Annotated in this window: 14 protein-coding genes, 1 tRNA gene and 2 pseudogenes; 14 read left to right on the forward strand and 3 right to left on the reverse strand. The window is 63.2% G+C overall.

Annotated features, from left to right (window positions below):
- Positions 1 to 89: 89 nt before the first annotated feature.
- The 7 genes from AAG816_RS01595 (at position 90) to AAG816_RS01625 (ending at position 6,697) form a co-directional block, all read left to right on the forward strand.
- The gene (locus tag AAG816_RS01595; protein ID WP_341987588.1) at positions 90 to 1,130 is read left to right on the forward strand and encodes a lysine-2,3-aminomutase-like protein; all 1,041 of its coding nucleotides are present in this window, start codon (positions 90 to 92) and stop codon (positions 1,128 to 1,130) included.
- Positions 1,131 to 1,358: 228 nt separating this feature from the next.
- Positions 1,359 to 2,069, forward strand: coding sequence for a glutathione S-transferase N-terminal domain-containing protein (locus tag AAG816_RS01600; RefSeq protein ID WP_341987589.1), 711 nt, complete (start codon positions 1,359 to 1,361; stop codon positions 2,067 to 2,069).
- 136 nt (positions 2,070 to 2,205) lie between these two features.
- A complete protein-coding gene (locus AAG816_RS01605; RefSeq protein WP_341987590.1) occupies positions 2,206 to 4,188 on the forward strand; it encodes a tetratricopeptide repeat protein in 1,983 nt (660 codons plus the stop codon).
- A gap of 106 nt (positions 4,189 to 4,294) precedes the next feature.
- A tRNA-Ser gene (locus AAG816_RS01610) sits at positions 4,295 to 4,386 on the forward strand.
- A 317-nt stretch (positions 4,387 to 4,703) separates the two neighbouring features.
- Positions 4,704 to 5,369, forward strand: a complete 666-nt coding sequence (locus AAG816_RS01615; RefSeq protein WP_341987591.1) for a hypothetical protein — start codon at positions 4,704 to 4,706, stop codon at positions 5,367 to 5,369.
- A 117-nt stretch (positions 5,370 to 5,486) separates the two neighbouring features.
- Positions 5,487 to 6,260, forward strand: coding sequence for a hypothetical protein (locus AAG816_RS01620; RefSeq protein WP_341987592.1), 774 nt, complete (start codon positions 5,487 to 5,489; stop codon positions 6,258 to 6,260).
- A gap of 35 nt (positions 6,261 to 6,295) precedes the next feature.
- Positions 6,296 to 6,697 (forward strand): hypothetical protein, encoded by a 402-nt coding sequence (locus AAG816_RS01625; protein ID WP_341987593.1) that lies wholly within the window; start codon positions 6,296 to 6,298, stop codon positions 6,695 to 6,697.
- 28 nt (positions 6,698 to 6,725) lie between these two features.
- Here the strand turns inward: AAG816_RS01625 and AAG816_RS01630 are convergent.
- Positions 6,726 to 6,983: pseudogene (locus AAG816_RS01630) on the reverse strand (helix-turn-helix transcriptional regulator); the annotation flags it as partial.
- A 67-nt stretch (positions 6,984 to 7,050) separates the two neighbouring features.
- Here AAG816_RS01630 and AAG816_RS01635 point away from each other — a divergent pair.
- Together AAG816_RS01635 and AAG816_RS01640 are read left to right on the forward strand one after the other, a co-directional pair.
- Positions 7,051 to 7,485 carry a hypothetical protein gene (locus AAG816_RS01635; protein WP_341987595.1) on the forward strand — a complete coding sequence of 145 codons (435 nt, stop codon included), beginning with the start codon at positions 7,051 to 7,053 and terminating at the stop codon, positions 7,483 to 7,485.
- A 42-nt stretch (positions 7,486 to 7,527) separates the two neighbouring features.
- On the forward strand, positions 7,528 to 7,776 hold the full coding sequence (locus tag AAG816_RS01640) for a hypothetical protein (RefSeq protein WP_341987596.1): 249 nt from the start codon (positions 7,528 to 7,530) through the stop codon (positions 7,774 to 7,776).
- Between the two features lie 292 nt (positions 7,777 to 8,068).
- Here AAG816_RS01640 and AAG816_RS01645 read toward each other — a convergent pair.
- Positions 8,069 to 8,245 (reverse strand): annotated as a pseudogene (locus AAG816_RS01645) (IS3 family transposase); the annotation flags it as partial.
- 365 nt (positions 8,246 to 8,610) lie between these two features.
- Between AAG816_RS01645 and AAG816_RS01650 the strand changes: the two are divergent.
- The 5 genes from AAG816_RS01650 to AAG816_RS01670 all read left to right on the forward strand — a co-directional run bounded on the left by AAG816_RS01650 (position 8,611) and on the right by AAG816_RS01670 (position 19,392).
- Positions 8,611 to 10,623, forward strand: a complete 2,013-nt coding sequence (locus AAG816_RS01650) for a glycosyl hydrolase 108 family protein (protein WP_341987597.1) — start codon at positions 8,611 to 8,613, stop codon at positions 10,621 to 10,623.
- A 166-nt stretch (positions 10,624 to 10,789) separates the two neighbouring features.
- Positions 10,790 to 11,500: a hypothetical protein gene (locus AAG816_RS01655; RefSeq protein WP_341987598.1), complete on the forward strand. Its 711-nt coding sequence runs from the start codon at positions 10,790 to 10,792 to the stop codon at positions 11,498 to 11,500.
- 18 nt (positions 11,501 to 11,518) lie between these two features.
- A complete protein-coding gene (locus AAG816_RS01660; RefSeq protein WP_341987600.1) occupies positions 11,519 to 15,022 on the forward strand; it encodes an NACHT and WD repeat domain-containing protein in 3,504 nt (1,167 codons plus the stop codon).
- Positions 15,012 to 18,473 carry a tetratricopeptide repeat protein gene (locus AAG816_RS01665; protein ID WP_341987601.1) on the forward strand — a complete coding sequence of 1,154 codons (3,462 nt, stop codon included), beginning with the start codon at positions 15,012 to 15,014 and terminating at the stop codon, positions 18,471 to 18,473. Before AAG816_RS01660 ends, AAG816_RS01665 begins: the two co-directional genes overlap by 11 nt.
- 367 nt (positions 18,474 to 18,840) lie before the next feature.
- On the forward strand, positions 18,841 to 19,392 hold the full coding sequence (locus AAG816_RS01670) for a recombinase family protein (protein ID WP_341987602.1): 552 nt from the start codon (positions 18,841 to 18,843) through the stop codon (positions 19,390 to 19,392).
- 74 nt (positions 19,393 to 19,466) lie between these two features.
- On the opposite strand, the gene AAG816_RS01675 is transcribed toward AAG816_RS01670, so the two are convergent.
- Positions 19,467 to 24,407 carry a DEAD/DEAH box helicase gene (locus tag AAG816_RS01675; RefSeq protein WP_341987603.1) on the reverse strand — a complete coding sequence of 1,647 codons (4,941 nt, stop codon included), beginning with the start codon at positions 24,405 to 24,407 and terminating at the stop codon, positions 19,467 to 19,469.
- Positions 24,408 to 24,409 lie beyond the last annotated feature (2 nt).

The following is a 24,409-nucleotide window of genomic DNA, read 5'->3' on the forward strand; positions in this document are numbered from 1 at the left end:
TTGCCTATATAGACCCAGATATAAGGGGCGCCCCGCTGGATTGCAGCCCATCCGCCCATCACCTTCCGTTTTTCGCCGCGAGTCGTTCCATGTCCACCCTCCGCACGGCCGACGACCTCATCGCCGCCGGCCTTGCCGCCCCCGCCCAGCGGGGCGACATCGGCCGGGTCGGCGCGCGCTATGCGGTGGCCGTGACCGACACTTTGGCCGCCGCCATCGACCGCGCCGATCCCGCCGATCCCATTGCCCGCCAGTTCGTGCCGGATATCGCCGAACTCACCATCGACCCGCGGGAACTGGTCGACCCCATCGGCGACGAGGCCCATGCGCCGGTGCCGGGCATCGTGCATCGCTATCCCGACCGCGTGCTGCTGAAGCTGGTGGGTGTATGTGCGGTCTATTGCCGGTTCTGCTTCCGGCGCGAAATGGTCGGGCCCGGCGCGGAGCAGGCGCTCTCGGCGGAGGCGTTGGAGACGGCGTTTGCCTATGTGGCGGCCCATCCGGAGGTCTGGGAGGTGATTCTGACCGGCGGCGATCCGTTCATGGTTTCGCCCCGGCGCATGGCCGACGTGGTGGGGCGGCTCGCTGCCATCCCCCATGTGAAGGTGGTCCGGTTTCACACCCGCGTGCCCATTGCCGCCCCTGAGCGGGTGACGGCGGAACTGGTGGCCGCGCTGAAGGGGGAGGGGGCGACGCCCTATGTGGCGGTGCATGTGAACCATGTCCGTGAACTGACCCCCGACGCCCGCACAGCGCTGGCGCGGATGGCGGATGCGGGGATCCCGCTTGTGGCGCAGACCGTGCTGCTGCGCGGGGTCAATGACGATGCCGCAACCCTCGCGGCTTTGTTTCGCGCCCTGGTGGAGGTGCGGGTCAAACCCTATTACCTGCACCATCCCGATCTCGCGCCGGGAACCGGCCATTTCCGCCTGTCCATCGCCGAAGGTCAGGGGCTCATGCGCGCCCTGCGCGGGCAGGTCTCGGGCCTCGCCTTGCCCACCTATGTGCTGGATATCCCCGGCGGCGCCGGCAAGGTGCCGCTCACGCCGGGCTATCTGGAGCCGGAGGGGGGCGGCTGGCAGGTGAGCGACAATTGTGGCGGCATGCATCGGTATTCCGATGGCGTCTGACCCTGCCGCTTCCGGAGGGACAGAGTGTTAAGATTTGCGCAACTTCGGTGGGGCTGCGGCGGGCCAATGGCAACGTGGCGCCCGCCATGTGGTGGCGGGAACTGAGGCGCCGCAACGCCTTGCGGTCAGCATTAACGAAGTGTGAACAGCCCCGCTTGCCGTAAACGATAGCTCAGCATACCAGTATCGCCATGCGCCGGCGCAGCCGGTCGAGGATGGAGCATTGCAATGGCGGACGCTCAGCTTCAGCCGATCGAGCTGCTGTACTGGCCCACTCCGAACGGATGGAAAATTTCCATCATGCTCGAGGAGTGCGGCCTGCCGTACGAGATCAAGCTGGTGAACATCGGCAAGGGCGACCAGTTCGCGCCGGAATTCCTGGCGGTGTCGCCCAACAACAAGATCCCGGCGATCGTGGACCCCAACGGGCCCGATGGCCAGCCTATCTCGGTGTTCGAGAGCGGCGCGATCCTGCAATATCTCGGTCGCAAGACCGGGAAATTCTATCCCACCGACGAGCGCAAGCGGGTTGCGGTGGAGGAATGGCTGTTCTGGCAGGTGGGCGGCCTGGGACCCATGGCCGGCCAGGCCCACCATTTCCGGCTCTATGCGCCGGAAAAACTGCCCTATGCGGTGTCGCGCTACACCAATGAGGTGCACCGGCTCTACGGCGTGATGAACACCCGCCTGAAGGACAACGAATATCTCGCCGGTGACTATTCCATCGCCGACATGGCCTGCATCAGCTGGGCCAAATTGTGGGAGCGGCAGGGCCAGGACATCACCGAATTCCCGCACTTCCAGCGCTGGCTGGAGGCGGTGAAGGCCCGGCCCGCTGTGCAGCGCGGGCTGATGGTCAATGCCGAGGAGCGGGCCAAGAACGACCTGTCCAAGGACAAGGCGGCCCAGGGCGTCCTGTTCGGCCAGCGGGCGCGCTGAACGCGAGCGGCGCCCCCGCGGCGGACATCAGGGCCGGGCGGGCCGTGGGTGCCCGTCGATCCGGCTTCCCTCGCGATGGCGGGCGCTTTAGAAGGCGGGACGCCCGGCTGCGGGCGTGTCTGGGGAAACCACATCCATGTCTGCCGATCCACGCGCTCTGCTCGCCGAGGCTTCCGTTCTGCACCGGGCGGGCAAGGTGGAGGAGGCCATCGACGCCTACAAGTCCGCCGCGCGGCTCGCGCCGGGCAATGGCGATGTCCTCCGCATGCTGGCCCTGGCCCTGCTGCAGGCGGGGCGTGCGAAGGATGCGGTGCGCGCCGCCCGGCAGGCCCGCGACCTCGCGCCGCGCAATCCCAACACCCATGTGCTGATGGGCGCCGGCCTGCTGCTGGCGGGCGATCCGGCCAAGGCGCTGGCGGCCTTCGACCAGGCGGCGGCGCTCAATCCCGGCCTGCTGGAGGCGCACTTCCAGGCGGGAAACGCCTTGGCGGCGCTGGGGCGCTACCCCGCTGCGATCGCGCGCTATAGTCAGGCCCTGGCCATCGATCCGCGCGCCCCCGAGGCGCTGATGAACCGCGCCACCGCTTATGCCCGCCTGGAGCGTCACGGCGAGTCGCTCGCCGATTGCGAGCGCCTGGTGGAGATGCAGCCCTGGGTGCCGGTGCACCACATCGCCAAAGCCAATACCTTGCTGGAGATAGGCGACCTTCCCGGCGCGCTGGCGGCGGCCGAGGCGGCGCTCGCGCTCGGGCCGACGGCGGTCGCGGCGCTGGTGGTGGTGTATCAGGTGGCCCTGGCGCAGGGCGATGTCGACGGCGCGGCCAAGGCCCTGGAGCGGGCGATCCAGAGCGGAGATGCCCCCGCGGACCTGCGGGTGCGCTATGTCCATCTGCTGCGCCTGCGCGAGCAATTGCCCGCGGCGCTCAGGGAATGCGATGCGGTATTGCAGGCCCATCCCCGCTCGGCGGCGGCGCTTCAGGAGCGTGGCGAGATCAAGCGGGCGCTGGATGATGCCGCCGGGGCGCTGGCCGATGCGGATGCCGCCATCGCCATCCAGCCGCAGTTTGGTCTGGCGCAATTGACCCGCGCCGGCGCGCTCGGCGATCTGGGCCATGGTGCCGACGCCCGCGGCGCGGTGGATCGCGCCCTGCGCGCCGCGCCGAAGGAGCCGCGGGTTCTGTTCGCCCGCGCCGCCCAGGATCTCGCCCGCGGCCGCTGGGCCGCCGGATGGGCGGGCTATGAACAGCGCGAGCATACGCTGCCGCCGCCGTTCGAGCCGTTGCCCTTCCCGCGCTGGGACGGCCAGGCGCGGCCGGACCTGCTGGTGATTCTGGGCGAGCAGGGCATCGGCGACGTGCTGCAATTCGCCCGGCTCCTGCCGTGGCTGGTGGAGCGCGGTCTTGCCGTGCGCCTCCTCACCCGCCCCAGCCTCGTGCCCCTGCTCCGGGACATGGTGCCCGACGTGGACGTGGTGGGGGAATTGGCCGGCACGGAGGCCGGGGCCGGGAATGTCCAGTGGGCGCCCCTGGCCAGTCTACCGCTGCTGCTGGGTGCCGATCCGGCCCATTGGCCGAGCGTGCCCTATCTGCGGCCGCGACCGGACCGGGTGGCGAAATGGGCGCACCTGCGCGAGAGCGGCAAGCTGTTGGTGGGCCTGAACTGGCAGGGCAATCCCTCACGCCTGATCGATGTGGGCCGCTCGGCGCCGCTGGCGGCCATGGCGCCCTTGGCGGAGATTCCCGGCGTGACCCTGGTCTGCCTCCAGCACGGTGCGGCCGGCACCCAAGTGGAGCAGGTGCCCTTTGGTGCGCGCATCCTCACCCCGGGCGGGGATGTGGACGAGGACGGCACGTTCCTGGATCGCGCGGCGATCCTGTCTCATCTGGACGTGATGGTGACCACGGACACGTCGGTGGCGCATCTGACGGGCGCCATGGGCGTGCGCGGCTTCGTGGCGCTGCGGGCCGTGGCGGATTGGCGCTGGGGCGAGGCGGGCGAGCACAGCGTGTTTTATCCCTCGCTGCGGCTGTTCCGCCAGACCGAGGCCGGCAACTGGCCCGAACTGTTCGGCCGCATTGCACAGGCGGTGCGTGGTTTGCCCGGCGCGGGCGGTGCGTGATGGGGGCAGCGGGCGGCTGCAATCCCATGCCGGCAAAAATCATCAACCATTTGATTGCACCCACGCCTTGCAAAGGCCGCTTCGGTTGGGCATAGAGAGTTTGCGTGGAGACGTGGCCGAGAGGCTGAAGGCACTCGTTTGCTAAATGAGCAGACCCCCAAAAGGGTCTCGAGGGTTCGAATCCCTCCGTCTCCGCCACCTTCCCTTTTAAGTCCCTGATTTCAAAGATATTTTCTGAAGTCAGACGGCGCCACCCCACATATCCCCCCACATTCTGAATTGGCCAGTTTCTCGCGCGCGCGAGGCTTTTCTGGCGACTGCGTCACCCGATCGTCGTTGCTGCTTGCGCCGAGCGAGGCCCCTTTCGCCGGAGCGACCGCACTTTGCCGAACACCCGCTTTTGGAGCGTCTCTGTTCCGAAAATCGTGGAGTTTCAGCACTTTATTGACAGACAAGAGGTATTATGATATTGTCGTGGCGGCGCTAGACGCCTGCTCACACACAACGAGATCATCATGAGCCGCAAGCCTGCAAAGCTGGCGACGACGACGCGCGTCGCCCTTTTCACCACCACTGAGCCCTTCGGCGCTGCCATCGCCACGGGCGTCGATGCCGAGACGGCACACGCTCTGGCGCACTCCTTCGCCTGCGTCGCCGTCGAACTCGACGACCGCCTGCCCGAGGGCATGCTCGGGCGCCTCAAGAGCGTGGCCCTGACGCCGGATGTCGAGGCCTTGTCCCTGCCGGAGATCGAGGCCGACGTGATCGAGGCGCTGATAGAGCTGGCCGTACAGCAAGGCCATATCAAGCGGCCGCCGGAGACGGCCGTGGGCGGCAAAGAGGCCGATACGGCATCTGATGTGGCCGAAAGTGAGAACGCGGCTGGGGCGACTCGGCAAGCCAAGGAAACGGCATCTGCCGTGCCTGAGGCCGATGGCACGGCCTTACTGTCTGTCGCGGCGGCGGGGGACCTTTGGGCCCGTATTGCGGTCGGCCATGTGGTGCTGGCCCCGGATTATGACGATGGCGCCTTCTGCGGCTTCTGGCTGGCACAGGTCAGGGAGATGCGAGGGGACATGCTCACCCTGGAATGGACGGGCGAGTATGCCGATCAGCCCTCTTTCGAGCGCCACGTAAGCGCGTTGGGCCTGATGCATCCGGGATGCGGCGTTCAGCAGTGAAAGAACAAAGCAGGAACTAAATGTTGGAGGGCGGCATTTGCCGCCCTTCTCGTTTCCACCGGGCAGGTAAGGCGCTTTGACGTGTCGCCACTCTGCCCCAGCCTCGTAGGGCGCATCATGCAAGATCGTCATTTCAAGGACTCCGCGCGGCCTGTGCGCAGAGGGATGGCCTGTGCCATTGCCTTGGCCATCATGGCCTGTGTGTCTTCACCCGCTGTCCATGCCGCAGAGCGCGGCTATCCCGATCGCATCTTCCGCCAGACCTATGTGCTGCCGGACGGCCTCAAGGCCGACGACCTGTCGGGCCTGCAGATGACCTTGGGCATGACGCTCTCTGCCCAGGCGCCGGGTCTCCAGCCTTTCAATGCCGAACTGACACAGGCGATGGGGGGCCAGTGTGCCGCCGTCTTCGCGGGGCGCGCCGGGCGTTATGTGCCGGCAACGCCAGCGCAGTTCGCCATAGCTGAGAGGGCGGCGGCGATGCCGGCTTCGCCGGCCACATCGGCAGACAGTGTTGCCATCGCCTGCGCGGCACAGTCGATGTTGTTCCAGCTGGCACAGATCGATGCCAGAGCCTCGGACGCGCAACTGGCCGATCTCGCTCGCGAGATCCAGCGCCGGTTTGCGGCCGACTGGCTGTCGCTCGATCTGTTGCGGCAGCCCGGCCTCACCGAGGCGGCGCAGCGCTATGTGGCCCTGTTCCGGCGCGTGAGTCTGCTGCGGCGAGTTGGCGGCGTTGTGCCAGCCGATCTGCCGGCCTGGCTGCTGGAGGGACAGGTAAGGCAGGGCCTGCTCGCCCTTGTCGATGTCAGGGCTTTCGGTGCGCTCGACCAGAAGGTTGCCGCCAGCGAGAGCGATTGGCTGGCCGCCCAGCCGCGGAGGGCGAAGTGACCGTTCGCCTGATTGATCCCCGCACCGGCGCCTTTATGGACATCAAGGTCGGCTTCAGCTGGAGCCTGCTGCTCTTTTCAAGCTGCCTCGGCATTCCGTTGTGGCTGCGGCGCCTTCCGCTTTGGGCAGGCCTCGCCTGCGGCCTCGTGCTGATGAATTGGTTCATCCTCAGCCAGGGTGGCCGCGCGCCGTCGAGCATGCAGGCCTATGCGCTCATGTCCATTCAGATGTCGCTGGCCATTCTCAACATGGTCATGGCGGTGCGCGGCAATGAACTGACCGCCAAGGGGCTCTTGGAGCGGGGATGGGTGTTTGCCAATCCGACCTCGCCCGAGACCACTGTTGCCCGGCACAGATGGCGCATCGCCGATATCGCCTCGGAGAGCGAGGTGGAGCGCGACATTCGCTCGGCCGTCGCCCAGCAGTTCCGAGGCTGATGACGCGGCCGTGCCGGCCTCAACTCACCCGGCGCGGCCGTCCCCCACGCAAGGGAGCAGGCGGCGTCTCGCCTTCGGCCGGGAGCGCCAGCAAGTCCGCCGGCTCGACTTTAAGCGTCGTCGCCAGCCGATCGAGCAAGTCGATGGTGGGGTTTTCCGTCTGCCGCTCGATGCCGCCGACATAGGCGCGGTCGATCCCCGCATCGGCGGCCAGCCGCTCCTGGGAGAGGCCTTGGGCCACGCGGAGAGCTCTGAGGTTCCAGGCAAGGCGTTCACGGACGTTCATGGGCATAGGGAAGCATTATGACGCCCACAAACCCACTGGCAATAGACATCGTATTTGATATCTTCACATGACGAAGCGCACAGCCAGAGGCGAGGCGATGACAGGACAGGCCGATCGGCAATCAGAGGAAGCTATGGGAAGGGCAGTCTGCGAGCGCACTGAAGGCGACATTGTCGAATCCTGCGTGGCTCTTGCGCAGGCCCTTGCCGCCTTCAAGGGCGGATTTGACGCCGATCCCGACGATGACAGCACCTACGCCTTTGCGCTCGGCGCGCCGTTTCAGGTGCAGGCAAAAGAACTGCTGGCACGCCTCACGGTGCGGCCGGCAACCCATCCGATCGAGCTGGCCGCCAAGGCGCGCCTTGTGCCGCTGGTTCTCACGGGAAACGGCACCATTTCAGGCGAAGTCGAAGCCTTCGTTCTGCGCTTTGCCGACGACGTTTTGGCGCTGGCCGAAGCGCCTTCGATGCCGATGACCGGCATGGATCACGCGGCGCGATAGGTCCCGCAATCGGCGCACTTTCACACGATAGGAGGAAAACCCATGCCCGCGTTGCAGATTGATGGCATCAAGATCGCCACCATATCCGCCGAACTTGCTGCGCGCCTTTGGGAGGCACTCGATGTGCCTCACGTTCAGGCCGCTAGGCTGGACGTCGGCGAAGCGAAGCATATGAGCAAGCCGATCCCCGCACCGCAAGGGACAGCCATGACTGCATCATCCGTGCGCACGACTGTGACGCTGACCATTGAGGCGTCCACCGGAATCTCAATCGCTCAGGCGGCGGAATGAGCTGGGAGCGGGCCCACGATCCGCGCGTGGCCCAGGCTAGTCGTGATCCATATCGGGCCGGCTTCACCACCGATTCCGGCACAGCCGTCAGGCTGCGGCACTCGATGGCCCACGTGCGACACGGGCCAAGGCCGCACTCGCGCGCATTGCATCCACCCCGGCCTTCAGCGTCGAGAGCCTCCAGGCCAAGGCTCGGATCGTCCCGATCATCCTGTCGGGCAGCTACGGCAGCATCTCAGATGAAGAACGGGGCTGAACCGCCCCGGATTCACCGGAGGCCATTTGGTTTAAGTCATGCCGCCATGACTGTCTCACCGAGCATGGCGTAGTAGCGTTCCTCGGCTTCGGCCGGCGGGATGTTGCCGATAGGCTCCAGCAGCCGGCGATTGTTGAACCAGTCAACCCAGGTCAGCGTGGCGAACTCGACGGCCTCGAAGGATCGCCAGGGGCCGCGCTCCGCCTTGTAAATATGAAATACCAATCGCATAAAATCGCCAGATTGATTGACGAATATATGCTCCACTGAAGGTGTCCGTACCTCAAAATTGAATTATTTTTAGTAGTTGAAAAAACGCAGATAAGCATCTGCGGCTTACCGATTATTGGCATGCTATCGATCGGCACGTCCTCTTGATTTCATTCGGATTTTTGGGCTTTTTTGACAAAACTCCGACAATTAACGGCGGATTGCAAAATCCGCCATCTTGATTGAGCACAGGCCCCTTCGAACTCAGACCGGGTTAATGAGGATCATCTTGATCAAAAGATGATTGATATAAGGCATATTCCAATCATAATATTCCCGATATTTCGGAGTGACCGTCGGAGGGGGAGATGGGCGCGTCTGGGGAAGGTATTCTTGCGCTCGCCCGAAAGCATCTCGGCGAGATATATAAGATCACGGACACATCCGTTCCGAAAGACGATCCAGATTGGCGTGGGCCTTGGGATTGTGCGGAGTTCATTTCCTGGCTTGTGTATCAGGAATCCGGCACGCTCTATGGCTGCCTGGACAATACGTCTTCGCCAAGCAAGGCAAATGCCTATACGGGTTCTTGGAAGCGTGACGCCAATACGCTCGGAAAGCGGATCTCCGTCGAGGATGCCGCAGCGATCCCGGGCGCCGTGTTGCTGCGCTATCCGCCAACCGACGGCGCGATGGGACACATTGTCCTGAGCGACGGACAAGGGGGAACGGTCGAGGCCATGGGCGCTAAATACGGGGTCGTGCCTGGCAAAGTCAGCGGCCGCCGATGGGATACGGGCGTCCTAGTCCCCGGGATAAGCTATTCGAGCAGTCCCGCAGTAGAGGTCGCAGGCCCTGCTGTGCTTTACGCCCCCGGTGCGGCAAACATGGACCCCGGCACCGTCGCATCGCTCCAGCGGGCCCTGAAGGCGGCCAGATTTGATCCCGGCGCCATTGATGGCGTGTTCGGGAAGGCCACGGCCGAAGCCGTGGCTCAGTTCCAGAGGCATAGCGGTCTTGTGGCAGATGGTGAAGTCGGCGCCACGACCGCAGACGCGCTGGGCATTCAACTCGGCGCGAAGACGTCGATTCCTGCTGTTGCGGCACTTTTGGAGGGGAACATGAATCCCTTGATTGCCATTGCTGCGTCGCTTTTCCCGGAAGTGCTGAAACTCATCGCCGGCGATAAGGTGGGCGTGATCACCGCTAGTATCGGCAGGGCTGTCGCGGAAGCGACGGGGACGGATAATCCCCAGCAGGCCCGCGAGAAGGTGGCGAGCGATCCAGCGGTTGCCAGCGACCTTCAGGTTCGACTCGCCAAGATCGCGGTTGAGCAGGAGGACAAGCGGCAAGCGGCCCTGCTTGAGGAGTTGAAGCTCCGGCTTTCCGCCGAACAGGCACAGGATGCCGCCGCGCAGAACAATACGCATGACGCACGCCAGTTCTCTCTGGAGCTGATGAAGACGGGCGGCCCCAATTCATGGGCGCCATTCGTTATTAGCATGGCTGTTTTCATTATATTCGTTCTTTTGCTGTCGGGATTGATCGCACTTAAGGCTTTGCAGTTCGAGGTCGATGCGAACGGAGTGCTGGGTATTGCAATAGGCGCCCTCGTCGCTGCCTTCTCGACCGTGGTGAATTTCTGGCTCGGGTCTTCGCAGGGATCCCGCTTCAAGGACGCGGCCGCGGTCGGCGAGCAGGCCGAGCGTTCGCACCAGGCGCAGGAGGCGCTGAGAGATCAGGCGAAACTGGTCCAGAACGTCCAGAAGACTACCGGGGCCAATGCTGCGGCCTTGGCGGCGGCAGCGGCGAACGTGGCCACTGTCGCGGCCGGGGGGGCGTCCGGTTCGACCTTCTCCAATTTCGACAAATGCGTCGAGATAATCATCAAGTGGGAGGGGGAGGTGTATGAGAATGACCCGGAGGACGCTGGCGGCCCGACGAAGTTCGGTGTCACGCTCGAAGACCTGACCGCGTGGCGCAAGGGGCAAGATCCGCAGGCGGTCGTGGATGCCTCAAGCGTGCAGAAACTCGAACGTAAGGAAGCGTGCGAGATCTTCCGGTCGAAATATTGGAACCGGATGAAATGCGACGACCTTCCCCCCGGAGTTGATTTGGTCGTGTTCGATTTCGGTGTGAATGCGGGCATTGGTAGGGCGGCAACGACGCTTCAGAAAATTGTCGGAGCGCATCAGGATGGGTCCATCGGGCCGGCAACCGTCGCCGCAACGAAGTCGACGGACCCCAAAGCGGTGATCTCGCGCCTATCTGATCTACGGAGGGAGTTCTACGAAAACCTGCCTCAGGCGCCAAGGTATGGAAAGGGGTGGATCAATCGGACCAACGACGTAGAGAAATCCGCCCTCTCTATGGCGATTTAGGGCAGGGCCTTCCGGGAGTGGGCGGAGTACACTTGGCGGGCTTGATACTCCAAAAGACAGGCCCCCTTCAGGGCAATAGTCGACCGCATCGGTTTAAACAATCGGATGCAAGGGGTGCTGGCCGCACGATAACTGCCGGCGGCGGTGGTTTGTAGTCGAGCGAGGAGTGGGGTCGCTCGGTATTTTAATGCTGGCGTCAGCTCTTGATTGTGTTTCGGCGTGGAAGATTAACCCAATCGTCAGCGCTCGCGCGGCCCAACCGCTTTCTCTTGTAAAGGCGACTATCGACTTCCTGGGCGTTTTGATTGAGTTTAGAGAAAATTACGTCGAGTTTCAGGAGGGGGCTTTGACTGATCCGCTTACTTTGGGTGTCATTGGAGGCCTTGTCGCTCAAGAAGGCGTCAAGTTCTTGTACGGCCAACTCACGGCGCTGATTGATCGCGCTAGAAAAAAGAACGATACCCCCATCGAGGCTAAGCTTCCGCCCGATTTATTCGCGAACGCCCCGCCGCAACTGGTTATTTCCCCCACTAACGTCGTCGGGCACGAGCAGGCTCTTGATCGCCTAGCGAAAGAAATTGCGCCCTTTGTCCAGTCGCCTGATGAGATCTCCGGGATGCCGGGGCCTTCAATACTCGCAGCTATCGGAGATTTACGCGCGCTTATTGAGAGCTTGTCGGGTCAGCGCCTCGACTTCATTGGCGAGCCGGCTCGGCGATCGCCGATCATAGAGATCAGCGCCGTCATCGGTGAGATCGAGGGGCGGTTCATCGGCTTCGAATTCGGCGGCGGCGTCGATGTGCCGGACATCAAGTCGCGCTTTGAAATGACGCGGATAGGTTCCGACGCTAACGTCACCCTCTTCAAGCGCTCTTGACTCCTGGAGGCCGCCGACATGGCTACCGGCCGGGCCGTCGACTTCGGGTCGCTCCTTGACCAGGCTCGTTCGGATTTCGTCGGCCGGCGCTGGCTGCTCGCCCGTTTGCAAACCTTCATCGACGCGCCCGACGGCCCCCGCATTCTGGTTGTCGTGGGTGATCCGGGCGCGGGCAAGACGTCCCTGCTCGCCCACTTTGTCAATGAAGGTGGTTATCCGCATTTCTTCTGTGGGCGAAGCGATGGAGTCGCCGCCAGCCAGGGTGGCGGCTGGAGCGAACCGATCCGGTGCGCCGAAACGCTCGGCACGCAACTGGTGCGGAGCTATGGCGAACAGATCGTCGACTGGAGCCGCTGGGGCATCGATTGGGACCTGAAGGCCCAACGCGTCGATATCGAGGTGCGGGCGGCGGAGGTGGGCGGCCAGCTGACGCTGGCCGAAGTCGGCTCATACGTAGCAATTCCACGTCCCGCGTCCGCACCTGTCTTTCGCCTGCGCGCTCAGCTTGGCCTCAAGGCTGGAGCAAAGGTGACTGGAATTAACATTCAGAACCTAAGCGTCGATCCGATGCTGGCCTTTCAGGAATTGTTCCTAGGCCCTCTCCGTCGCGCAGCCGAGCGCGCGAGCGAACCCATCGTCATCGTCCTTGATGGGCTCGACGAATGGGATCGACAAGCCTGCGGGTTTGATCCGCTCGAACAGCTCCAGCGCGCCGATCTGCCCAACACGGTCAGAGTGGTTGCTTCGTCGAGGTTTTCATATGAGCTGCGTCTGCGGGTGGATGTGCAGCGACTCGACCTGTCCGATCCCGCGGTTCAAAGCCTACACGACCAGGATATCGCGGCTCTGACCCGCACCGCACCGGAGGTTCCGACCGACCTCGCCACTGAAATCGTGCGTCGCGCCAATGGCAACTTCCTGCTCGCGCACTATCTACTCGCCACCTTCGATCCGGCCCATCCCCAGGCGAGCGTTGAAAACTGGCCGACCGACGTTGACGACCACTACCGCGAGCAGATCGACCGGTTATCCGGTAGGCTATCTCGCGAAGGTCTGCGCGCCGATCTGGGCCCCGTACTGGCGGTCGTCTGCTCGGCGCGTGAACCGCTCGGGGCTGCGACTATCGCGCGGGCCACCAAGATCCCCGCTGACAGCGTTAGCGATCTACTAGCGCGCATTCGGGCCTTCGTGCGCCTCGACGTCTTCGACGGCGAACCACGCTTTTCATCCTATCATATCTCGTTTTCTGACTTCGTGCTTTCGGGTGCGGCCGGCTTTGGGTTGCAGCCGGACTCAGGCCATACCCGGTTGCTTGAGACGCTGGGCCCGCAGTCGGAGGAAACCTGGAAGGAGGTCGGCGACTACGCAGTTCGCCATCTCTCCGCGCACGCCGCCGCCCTCGGCGATGCAGCGATCGCGGCCATGCGAACGCTATTCGATGACGCTGGCTATCTGACCGAACGCTTGGCTCGCCTTGGATCCGATGCCCTCGGCGTAGACGCGCAAAGGGCACTCCAGATCGGCGCTGACGCCGGTTGGCTTACGGTGCTTGCCTCGGAAGTGACCTTACGGACGGGTCGGCAGGAGGCCGCCGGCATTGCACCGGCCCAGGCACTGACTGTGGCCGCCTGTCAGGTTGGCTTACAAGCGAAGGCCGAAGCCTTCGCGGCGCGATCCCCCGACGCCTGTACGGCCACCCCCCTGTGGTCGGCCGGCATGGAGGGCTCAGTGCTGATGGCCGCCGGTCTTGGGGCCGCCGGTCCTGTGCGCGATGCGACGCTGGCGGCCGCACGCTATCTGTCGCTGGCGACTGGCCATTACCTTGAAGTCTGGGATATTCTGGCTCGTCGGCGTTTGGCGCTGTTGGACGTCGGTCCGGACGTACACCTGACCATGGCCGAGCCCGACGCGAGCCACGTCTGGGCGACATTCGCCGGCGAGGGCAACCGCAGCGTGCTCAAGCGACTGGTCCTAACGACCGGCGAGGTTGTTAACGAAATACTGTTCGACCAGGCGGTCCGTCGCATCTGTGTCAGCCCCGAGGGAACACTGGTGGCGGTGGGCCTCGACAACGGTCGGGTGCTGCTATTGGAGAGCGCCGATGGCGCGATCGTCGCCCGAAGCGATCTTGGCGCCGGTGTCGAACGATTCAGTTTCACCGCGAACAGTCTCGCAGCGCTCACGCGGAATCGCAAAGTCGCGCTTTGGGGGCTCCCCGCACTTGAGGTCGAGGCCGTCGCCCTCCTGCCGAAGGATAATGACGACCGGCTCGCCTATATGGAGCAGACCTTCGGCCTCGCCATTGATGTAGCCGGGCGCTACGCGATCGTCGGCGGCGTCGACGGCGTCGTTACGCGCCTCGATCTCGAAGAGGCGGACGCTCCGCTTCGTCTGGCTCAACTGCCAGGTTGGGCTGACCACGTGAGCCTTTCGGACGGATGTATTCTGGCCGGCGATGCGACCGGCCGCGTGCATGTCCTCGCCCATGGCGGTAGTGCGCCGGTGAGCTTTCGAGCTCATGCCGCCCCACTTGCCCTCGTGGAGACGGACGCCGCCGGCCAGATTGTCACCGTGAGTGAGGACGGCGAGATCGGTGTTTGGCACCGCCCCGTTCCATCTCTGATAAGGCCGTCCGGCCATCCCGCCGTGGTTAGCGATCTTCTGTTCGACCCGGACGGGGCGGTGTTGCGATCGCTCGGCGTCGACGGCTCGATCATCGAATGGTCCCTAAACGGCCTAGCGCGTCAACGCGCTTTCATTGACCCGACCTTGGCCCGTGGCGCGCGGCTGACAGACGCCCCGGCGATCGTCACAAATGTGGGTGGCTTGGATCTTAGGCGGCTATCCGGCGCTGGCTCGGAGTTTGTTTCAACCACCCCTTGGCCGGCGATGATCATCGACAAGTGCAGCGCCTTGTTGACCGGCCCGCCGCCGGATCTGGCCCTAAGCCAGGATGCCGAGGTCGGCGCGCGCGACAGCGGCAATGACGTCGAGGTCTGGACGCTAAGCCCCGCCTATCCCCGTCTGCGCCTTGCGAAAGAACAGCTAGCTGGACGCGGTGCCTTGTCAGGGGATGGCCGGCTTTTGATCACGCGGCGCGACAAAAAGCTGTGGTTTCGCTCCCTCGATAAGCCCGATGAACCACATCCCTTGCCCTTCGGTGAGACCTTGCTATGTCCACCGTTTTGGACATCGCAAGGTATTCAAATATTGGTCGCCGAACGGGCCGAAGTCCGAAGTCTGAATATTGAGGACCTGCGCACAACAGCAGCCTGGACCATGACCGGTGACGTCCCGCACTTCGCGGCCGTCGCGCCAGACGGCGAAACCGTCGCCCTATTCGGAACCTATGGTCTCGTCGAGTTGCGCGATGCAACGGCGCGGCGTTTGGGCGCATTCGTGCTGCGACCGACCGTAACCGCCGCCGTCTTTCATCCCGATGGCAAGGGCCTAGCCGTTGGCGACGCGGCCGGCGGAGTCCATTACTTTGGATTGAGAAGGAGCACCGACCGTGTCGCGTAATCCCTTTTCGATGTATTGCAGCGCCGATCAAATCGCCGGCTTTGAGATGGAGAAGACGCGCGCCGACCGTATTCTCGCCCAGCACGCCGGGGGTGGGCCTGCGATCGTCATACTAGCGATCGAAGATATCAACTGGGTATACGGCCAAGCAAACTTCCCCTATCCGGCTGATATGGAGAATTCGCTAAAATTTCTCGATCGTTTCAGCACACTCGCCTCCAACAGCGCTCTCGAAGTTCTTAGCCAAGGCCGTGATCCGATGAGGATCTTCTTCGTCGATGCGATCTTCAAGGCCCGGTTCGAGACCCACAAGGCCTACGCTTCGGTCAAGTCACAATTTCGCCTCGTGGCCGATTTTGAACGTGGACCAAAGGCCGAGGCGAGCGGGGTCTTGCACGGCATAAAGCGGGTGGCCAGCAAGCTCTGGGGGCAGCCTCCCCTTGCCCCCAAGCCCGAGATCGACGCCGCCGAGACGGCGCGTAAATGCGTAAAAACTTGTGTTAACCGTCTGCAGAGTGAAACTAACCTGTCTGAAATTCTTCTCTTCGGCGTCATGCTATTGCGCGTCTGTTCGCTTGACGCCTTCCTAGACGCGCTGATGCAGCGTGTCGCGGCCCGGCCTAGCGACGTTATCGGCCAGACGGCCCTTGCGATGGTCCTGACCGATTTTGGCGACACGGCGGCGGGATTGACAAGAGCCCGCATCGCGCGCGGGTTACCCATGCCGCCACCCGAACTCTACGTATGGCAGGCCAAAGCGGCATGGCGCCGTGGTGAAACATGGGAGGGTCTGCAGGCCCTGGACGACATGTGTCCGGCCCCCGCCAATTGGCCGCTTTCGATTCGAGCTGGATTGCTCGCACTACGCGCGGCGCTGCTGTCGCAACAGGGCGAGCACGAGACTGCGGCTTACTGTCTGAAGCAGGCTGTCGAGATCGACGGAAGCGATGCGGCAGCGCATCTGTGTCTGGCTCAGGTCCTCACCGCGTGCGGTCGCTTCGATGAAGCTCGCGCTGCGGCCAAGGCGGCGCAATTGATCGACCCCAAAAGCGTGCTCGTCCAGACTGAGCTCTGCCGCGTGCTTGCGGCTCAAGGCCGTCAATCTGAGCTTCGGCGTGAACTCGGCAAGCTGTGCATCAGCGAGAACGGGCGTCTGGAGGCGCGGCGATTTGTTGCCAGCGCCGAGCTTGACGGCTGCCCCCCTCCGAAGCCGGGCCTCTTCGAGGGCCTGGATCAAGCGCGCCAGCGTGCCCTGTTCGACGCTCTACTGCCGAATTGGCTGCAGCTTTGCGAGGCCTCCCTCATCTTCAATTTCTTCATGTCCTTTTTGGAGTGTGGCCATCGCGGGCCGGAAGATCACGCCAAACATCTGTCGTACGCCTTCAGGCTCTTGCACAAGTGTCCTCTAGACACCGACGCTCTCGCGAGCGCTGGCGCTGTTTGGCTAAATTCGGGCCGACCGGACTGCGCTGCGGACTGGCTCGCGTCGGCTTGGGCGCTGCATTTGGGTGACGCCGGTGTGCCCGCGTTGCTGGCTATGGCGCTAGACCAAACCGATCGCGCGGCCGAAGCGTATGACGTTCTGACGCTCGCCGAAGAGCTTGGCCGGATGAACGAACGTGCCAAGGAGCGCTATTGCCGGTTGATCTGGAAGCTGCCGCGTTTGGATGTCATTAGTACCGCCTGTCTCTCGGAGAAGGGACGCGAAGCCGTGCGCGCCAGCGCCGAGTTGTTGCTTGCGCAGGAGCCGGAACTGAGACCCAACGCGCTGATGGCACTCTCGTTCGCGACGCTGTCCGATGATCCTGCCCGCAGCCTTGATCTGCAGCGCGAAGCGTTGGCCGCGCGTCCTCAGGAAGATACCTTCCATGAGTTTCATATCGCGACACTGAGGGCGGCCGGCCTCAAGCCCGAGATGGACGCGGCTTGCGAGGCTCAGGCGCAAGGTTTGCGGGCCCGTTTCCCGGAGCTCGACGCGACCCATTTTGCCGCTTTTGTGACAATCTTGCTTGACGAAGGTCGAACTGACGAGGCATGCAAATTCCTGCGCGCTGGCTTGCAGTTGGACGCCAATCTGCCAGCACTTCGCCTCGTCCAAGCCCGACTGTACATCGCCAAGGAGCGCATGTCAGAGGCCGTCGAGACCCTTAGAGTGCTAGCCTTTTCCGACGCTGATTGCACGCCTGCTGCCGCCGAGTGCCTCGGCGGTCTGCTTTCGAACGAGGGCCGCCATGAAGAGGCCTTGCCGGTATGGCGGCAACTACAGGTACTCTCGCCTGCGTCGGCGATCGGCTATCTCGGCGAGGGTTTCGATCTTTGGTTACTGGATCGCGACGCCGAGGCTGCCGCTCGTTTGGAGCTGGCTGTAGCGTGCGACAGCGACAACCCGGGCGCCTGGGGATTGCTGGGACAGGTCTTGTACAAGCTTGGACGGTTGGAGGAGGCCGTGCCGGCCCTCGAACGGGCGGTTTCAGCGCGGCCACGACCGCCGCAGGCCATCCTGAGCTTGGCGCTGACCTTGATCGACCTTGGACGGGCCGCTGAGGCCTCTGCCATCTGTACGGCTATCCTGGGCGAACCGCCCGCCCCAGCCGAGGCGGTACTTGGCCTCACCGAAGCGCTTTCGGCCCTGTCAAGGTTAGCCCAAGACGTGGTGTTCATCGAGGATTGGCTCGCGACCTCCAGTCCCGCACCCTCAGAGATTTTGCGGGTAATCCGCGTACTGCCGCGGCAATGTGGGCTCCGAGCCGCCGCCCGGATCGGCGAACTGGCTTTGAAGATGCACGCTGACAGCGCCGACCTTCTAGCGGAACAGACCTTCACCCTTGTGGAACTTGGCCAATTCGAGGAGGCCGTGGTCCTTGCACGGAAGGCTGATCATCTGGCCCCGCATGATCGTAATGTTATGTACGCATTGGCCCATGCGAGCGCACATCTGCCAGCCCTCGACAGCGCCACAGCGCGACACTTGGCAGATCGGCTGATCGGGGCGAGTGTCGAGTCGACCGCGTTGCAGCATGCCGCTAGTGTGCTGAGGGCCGCCGGGATGGACGCAAGTACCGCTTTCGAAGCAGCGCTCGCCGCGCACGAAGGGCATTGCGATCGAGCCTGGTGCCAGCTCAATCTGGGCCGGCTGGATGAAGCGGATGACAACATCATCAAGGCTGTGGCGGAGCATTCGGAACTGGGCCCGCATGTCGTTTACGCAGCGATCATTCGGTTTCTCCGTTCTGACGGGAGCGCCTCGGCCCGAACGGATCTAGGAGAGACTTTATGTGCTATTCGCACGCTGGAACAAGGCGCTGGCATTCTGGCAAAAATCCGCGCGCTGGCGCCGCAGTGGCGTCAGCAATCCATCGCCTCGCAGGAGCGGCTTCACGAACTGACGGTGATCGTCGACGCAGAAGCGTGCTTGGCGCTGCATACTTCTGAAGCCTCGAGACCGATATGAGCCTAGTTACCGGTCATCAGGCGCCACGCATGATCCTGACCGAAGTGCCGATGGCCACCGACCCGTCGGCAATCGGGATCCAATCACGGACGCCTCGTCACCCAACTCCTTCGCCGTGCGTTTCTGGGATCTGCGCAGCAGCGCTGATCAAGCGTGACAAGCTTCCGCGCGGTCTCTTAGGTCTCCTTCCCATTCATTGGTCGCCTCCCGAATGTTCGCCGATCTGCAAGCGGAAGGTGCCTCGTACAACACGTAGCTCCACTGACGCATGAATCGTCTCATGATTTAAAATATTTGAGACATGAACGCAGCCCCTATATATCAAACACTTGCGTGTCTCATATAATAGTCTCATAATGCAGTCACTATGATGATTGGCTACGCACGCGTTTCGACTGATGGTCAGACTTTAGATAGTCAGATTGAACTCCTGAGAGCTGCGGGTTGCGAGAAAGTATTCTCCGAGACCGCCAGTGGTGCAAAGACCGAGCGGCGCGAACTTCGAAAATGCATCACCGTACTCAGACCATCAGATGTGCTGGTGGTTGCCCGACTTGACCGCCTGGCGCGGTCAACCCGTGACCTCCTGAATGTGCTGGCCGAAGTAAGTGAGCGTGACGCCGCGTTTCGCTCTCTGGCCGACACCTGGGCGGACACCACCACGGCTCATGGCCGGCTCATGCTCACCATTCTTGGCGGCCTGGCTGAGTTTGAGCGGGATCTTATCCGAACACGCACTGGCGAGGGCCGAACACGCGCCAAGGCGCGCGGGGTGAAATTTGGCCGCAAGCCCAAGTTGACGGCCGAGCAGCAGGCGTACGTTGCCAAGCTACGGGCAGATGGCGAAGGCGTACGACAGATTGCCCGGATCATGGGCGTGAGCAGTGCCACGATCGGGCGTATTGCTCCATGCTCTTAGGCCGCCGTTGCGCCAATTCCGGACCTTGATCCTTTGTCGTAAAACTTACCTTTACTGCCAATTACCGAGCCAATTTATTCGAGGTGCCGAGCAAGAACCCACGCCAGTGCTGTCCTTCGATCCAGGATGGCAGCCTCATCATCGCTAAGATCCCCCGTTAGCACGCAAGCGGGGCAGGCGCTTACGCATTCGGGGACAGCGCAGTCTAGGATGCGCTCAATCTCTGACAAGAGGTCGGGCAGCAATTCCAACGCTTGGACGGAGAAGCCAGCGCCGCCTGAGGCCTTATCGTGCAGGAAGAGAGACACGGTGCGTGCTTCGGTCTCGTCGGCGCGTCGCGCGACCGCCAGACCCATTTCATCCGTCTCTATTCCGAGCCGGCGGGCGAGAGCTTCGCGGAGTGCCACTGCGAGCGCTATGCCTGCGCCAGGGTGAGGCCAATCCACCGGCTGAATCTCCAAAACGTCCGTGCTGAGCTGATGGCCCAAACGAAGGTTGGTCTTCAGCGCGTACTGACGGGCAGGGCCGCCACACTCCGTATCACTACCTACAAGCGGTCGATGTGGCCGCGCGGCCTGTTCGTCCGCGCGGCCGCAGCGCAGGCAAAGGTTGTAGCCATCCCCATCAGGCCCGGCGTTGCAGAAGAATACTGTGCCTTCGCGCGTTGCTCGCCACCGCCCTAGAAGCCGCTGTGGCAGAGGTGCCCAATCTGCACCACGGGCCGACACTGCGGTGGGTTCGGGCGGAACATAGGTCACGACGTCAGCGTCAGCGTGAGGTTCTGCCCGGAGATCAACGGAGAATCCTGCCGGCTGCAAGTACTCCACCCAAGTGGCTGAGCCCGCCCTGCAAACGGGACATTCAAGGTGCGCCAGATTCCTGTTGCGCTGTGAGCCGGATTCGCCACAGTTCTCGCAGCTCCAACGCCAAAGGAGCGCCTGCACCTGATTCGCAGCCTCTGCCGTGGCGGGTTGCTTCCAATTTAGAGTCACGCCGGCCGATTTGTGCACCAACCCGTCGAGCACGACTTCCGAGCCGGGCGCATATTCGCGGATGGCAATGTCGAGCTGTCGCTGGGGATAGGCATTGAAGCGCGACGCCTCCTCTTCATCGGGATCTGTTAGATCACGCAGGTCCGTAGGTACGACGAAAGAAACGACATCGGTAGGAAAGCCATGACCCGGCAGGACGCCGCGTCTTGCCAGCGCACTCAAAAGGTAGTCTTGGCAAAGCCGCCTAAGTTGGATAGCCAATCGCTCCAGAGCCGCAGCATCGCCTCCACAGCCGGCGGCTAAGGACTGGACACCACGCCACTCTGCGGCGAAGGCTTCATGGGCTGCTTCCATCGTGCGGGCGGCCATCTCATAGACCTCCTCGTCAGCTGCCAGGACCGAATTGCGTGTGAGCTGCTCGATCTCGCTGGCGAAGGCCTCACGGGTTTGTGGCGCGCGCGCCCAATCGGCTAGTCGCCGCGCGGCGCACACTCCAATTTCTTCTGCGCCGACCTTGTGATCGCAACCGAAGAAGGGGCCTGCCTGCATGCTGAGTGCATTGCCGCCGTGGCTCCGCACAAACGCGGCAAAGAGCACGGCGTTGATATGCCGTTGAACAATCACACGGCTATCGAGCGCAACCTTCGGCGCGTGCACCTGTCGGTTTAGGTAGCGCTCTGGGTCGCGAAAGGCATCGCGGTCCAATGGCCTGTCTTTGCAGAAGGTGAACCCCATTGAGATCGGCTGGCCACGCCGCCCGGCGCGGCCTATACGCTGTCTGTAATTCGCAATTGACGGCGGAAGGTTGGTCATCATTACATGAGAAACGGAGCCGATATCGACACCCATCTCCATCGTCGTGGAGCAGTTGAGGACGTTAATCGCTCCAGATTTGAAAGCTCGCTCATATGCTCGCAGCTTCGCTGGCCGTTGCTGCGCCGAGTGCTCCGCAGAACGGAAGTAATCAGAAAAATAGGCAATGCGGTCGCTAAGATCGCTCCAAGCTCCCCGCTCTCGCAGCGCAGCCACGGCTTGGTCATTCGCGAGCCAGGCACCAATTTGCTCGCGATCTCCGGCCGCCGTCCGGATACCGGAGCGACCTGGATAGGGAGCTGGATGCCTTGGCATCACTAGCCGCTCGGCAGGCGTGCCCTGCCCGCCCGGTGTCCGCGCTCCGTATGGCGACAGCCCCCTAAGCGTCACATCAAGCATCCGCCTAGTCGACGGGCAGTACCAGGCGCTGGTAACTGGGGCGATGCTGGCCTTGCGGAAGTCCAAGGCGAACTTGGTCTGGCCAGACCATCGAAGCACAGCGCCCAGCGCCTGCCAGGCGTCGCGGAAGACGTCGTCAAGAATGGTTCGAGTGGGGGCGTCGCTAGTTGAAATATTGAAGGCCTGGCACAGGAGGTTGACAATCATGGCCGTCCGCCCTCCAGACGGAGGCGTGAACCGCGGCCAAATCACCTCCCAACTCTGCGCCGACCTCTGCGGTTGGAACAGCAGCTCGCGCGCTCCCGATCTTGGAGGAATCCAGTGAAGGACATCGCGAGGCACCTGCACGGCGGAGCGGCCGCGGGCTATGAATGTGGTCAACAGATGCAGGAAGTCGCGCCAGTCCTGAGGACTGCCACCCAAGCCTATGAAGGCTGACGAGGCCTGCGCATCCGCCAGATTGTCGATGGCGGCGAACCGAAGCCGAGCTAGGCCCAGGGTCTCCGGCGCGTTTGCCCTGGGCGGCCGGCGGATGAACTCGCGGAGCAGGAGGAACTCGGCCAGTTCGCGGGTTCGACTGAAACGGTTATCGCGCCCGGCCCAGACGGAGCCGATCCAGATCCTTACCTCTGGCCGCTCTGCAAGTACGTCGACGATTTCGTTCCAGGGAAGCCCGGCTGTGCTGCCGGCCTCCACCCTAGCAAGCTGCCGTTCGAGATTGATGCGCAGCTCCACCAGCGCGGGTTCGGTCATGGCGCTGAGAAGATCGATCTGTGTCCTGAGTTGACCGGCGTCAGCTGGGTTTAGGGCCGCTCCTAGCCGATCCTGCACTGCGTGGTAGATGACCGATCGGACGAAGTTTCTTTCCGATGCAGTCTGCAGCTTGGCGGAAAGTCGCGCCGTGCCCTGCCGACTGTCGGTGAAAGAGAGCAGTTGGCGACCTTCCGAAGGCGGGACGGCACCCAAAGCCTCGACAACGATAGGATCGAGGGCTCCCTCAGGAATGGCCGCATCCGCGAGTAGAACTGGCGTGGCCCCGCCCAGGATGAAGGGGGCGCCGAAGCGTATTGATCGGATCAGGTCCGAGCCACCGCGCTCGCGCGCTCCACAACCGGGGCAGCGTTGTGGCGTCGCCCTGTCGTAAGCGGCTAGACGCAGACGGCCAGGTACTTCATTGGCATGCACAATGCCGGTGGACGGCTCAACGCAGAGCCACCTCGAGCCGGGCCTCAGTTGGCTAAGGGCGACCAACTTCCTCTCACCGTTGCCCTCAACCGATGGCGGCGGATTGCCGCCATCATCGTCCGGGTCGGGCACATCGCGATCGGCGTCAGCGGCAAATTCGTCTGTGATCCGCGCACGATGAGGTTGTCGAAGATTCAGGCCTGGGCGCTCTTCGACATCAAGAAAAGGCTCGCCACACGACGAACAGGTAACCACCTCAAAAAGCGGCGCACCGCAGCTGCACGCCTCCCCAAGTTGATGATGTATAGCGCCAAACGGCCAGCCGCCGGGGCGCTCTAGCGGGCAGGCAGGATCGAGGCAGCTCCACAAGCCCGAGACGGCCCGGTGAAAGGTGTGAACTCTGAGCGGAGCCAGCTTTTCCCCGTCGTCTGATTGCGCGTGCGCCATCTTCAGGGCTAAGTCTGTTGCCGATAAGTTGAGCGCCTCGCCCGCTGCCGCCATATGGCTCCAGGCCAGTGGCCCGGCATATAGTTGCTCCAGAAGAGGGCGCAGGCTCGGGTGGCCGCCGAAGTAGTCGAAGTGTCCGGCCTCCGGCACAGCTCCGCCGCCGTGCAGCTCAGGCAGTACTGGCCGCCTCTGATTGCCCTGAATCACGCTTACGCGCTCGCGTGGGGCGCCGGAAACGTCGGCTAGGAAGTCCCGCAGCGACCGCTCAACACCTTCGCCCCGGCCGATGGTGGCGGATGTCGCGACGACCCTTACATCGGCGGGCGAAACACCGAAGGCGAGGCAGACCCGGCGCAAGAGCAAGGCGATCTCCGCGGCCTTAGCCCCCACATAGCTATGGGCCTCGTCTAACACGATGTATCGGAGACATCCGCGGGACTTGCCCAGGATCGAAGCGTCATCGGGCCGCAGCAGCATATACTCCAGCATCGTCACATTGGTGACTAAGATGGGTGGCGGCGATGCTCGGAGTCGTACCCGATCGGCCACTTCCTCGGGACTCATATCCGCCACAGCGGCCTTCACGCGGGTCGGCATCAGGCCATTGTATAGAGCGAAACGGATGCTCCCGCCGAACGGCCTAGTCCAAGCGCGAAGCCGTTCCTGTTGACTGGCGATCAGCGCGTTCAGTGGATAAAGCATGATCGCTTGGACACCCTCCAAACGCCCCGGCTTAGAAGCCGCTTGACGGGCTAGGGAGTCGAGGATGGGCACCAAAAAGCACTCGGTTTTGCCCGAACCGGTGCCGCTGGTCACCAGCACCGAGCGTGGCGTCGCGTCCGAGAGGGTGCGCCAAACGGCTAGCTGGTGCGCATAAGGTTTCAAGTGCCGATCGAAGCGATACGGACGATCAGGTGTATCTGCGCCTTCCAGCGCGTCCACCAAGTTAGGATGCAGCAGGCTCCCGGCCAACTCACCCAGAGTCTCATCCGCGGTCACATAGGGCAAAGCTGCCTCCAGCAAAGGTGCCTGGGTGACTCCGCCGACGGCGATATCGAAGGCGCCAAGACGCCTCCGGATCTCACTCGCTAAGCCGGGATGGTTGATTCCAGTCTGCCCGATCACCCCCTCGGCAGTGCGACGACGTATTTCATCAATGGCGGCGAACGGGTTCATCATCG

The sequence above is a fragment of the Azorhizobium sp. AG788 genome (genome assembly GCF_943371865.1).
GTDB lineage: Bacteria > Pseudomonadota > Alphaproteobacteria > Rhizobiales > Xanthobacteraceae > Azorhizobium.

Coding starts and splice junctions, on each gene's coding strand:
- AAG816_RS01660 (WP_341987600.1), top strand. CDS start 11,519: ATGGCTACCGGCCGGGCCGTCGACTTCGGGTCGCTCCTTGACCAGGCT.
- AAG816_RS01595 (WP_341987588.1), top strand. CDS start 90: ATGTCCACCCTCCGCACGGCCGACGACCTCATCGCCGCCGGCCTTGCC.
- AAG816_RS01615 (WP_341987591.1), top strand. CDS start 4,704: ATGAGCCGCAAGCCTGCAAAGCTGGCGACGACGACGCGCGTCGCCCTT.
- AAG816_RS01625 (WP_341987593.1), top strand. CDS start 6,296: ATGGACATCAAGGTCGGCTTCAGCTGGAGCCTGCTGCTCTTTTCAAGC.
- AAG816_RS01675 (WP_341987603.1), bottom strand. CDS start 24,407: ATGATGAACCCGTTCGCCGCCATTGATGAAATACGTCGTCGCACTGCC.
- AAG816_RS01640 (WP_341987596.1), top strand. CDS start 7,528: ATGCCCGCGTTGCAGATTGATGGCATCAAGATCGCCACCATATCCGCC.
- AAG816_RS01670 (WP_341987602.1), top strand. CDS start 18,841: ATGATGATTGGCTACGCACGCGTTTCGACTGATGGTCAGACTTTAGAT.
- AAG816_RS01635 (WP_341987595.1), top strand. CDS start 7,051: ATGACGAAGCGCACAGCCAGAGGCGAGGCGATGACAGGACAGGCCGAT.
- AAG816_RS01620 (WP_341987592.1), top strand. CDS start 5,487: ATGCAAGATCGTCATTTCAAGGACTCCGCGCGGCCTGTGCGCAGAGGG.
- AAG816_RS01605 (WP_341987590.1), top strand. CDS start 2,206: ATGTCTGCCGATCCACGCGCTCTGCTCGCCGAGGCTTCCGTTCTGCAC.
- AAG816_RS01650 (WP_341987597.1), top strand. CDS start 8,611: ATGGGCGCGTCTGGGGAAGGTATTCTTGCGCTCGCCCGAAAGCATCTC.
- AAG816_RS01600 (WP_341987589.1), top strand. CDS start 1,359: ATGGCGGACGCTCAGCTTCAGCCGATCGAGCTGCTGTACTGGCCCACT.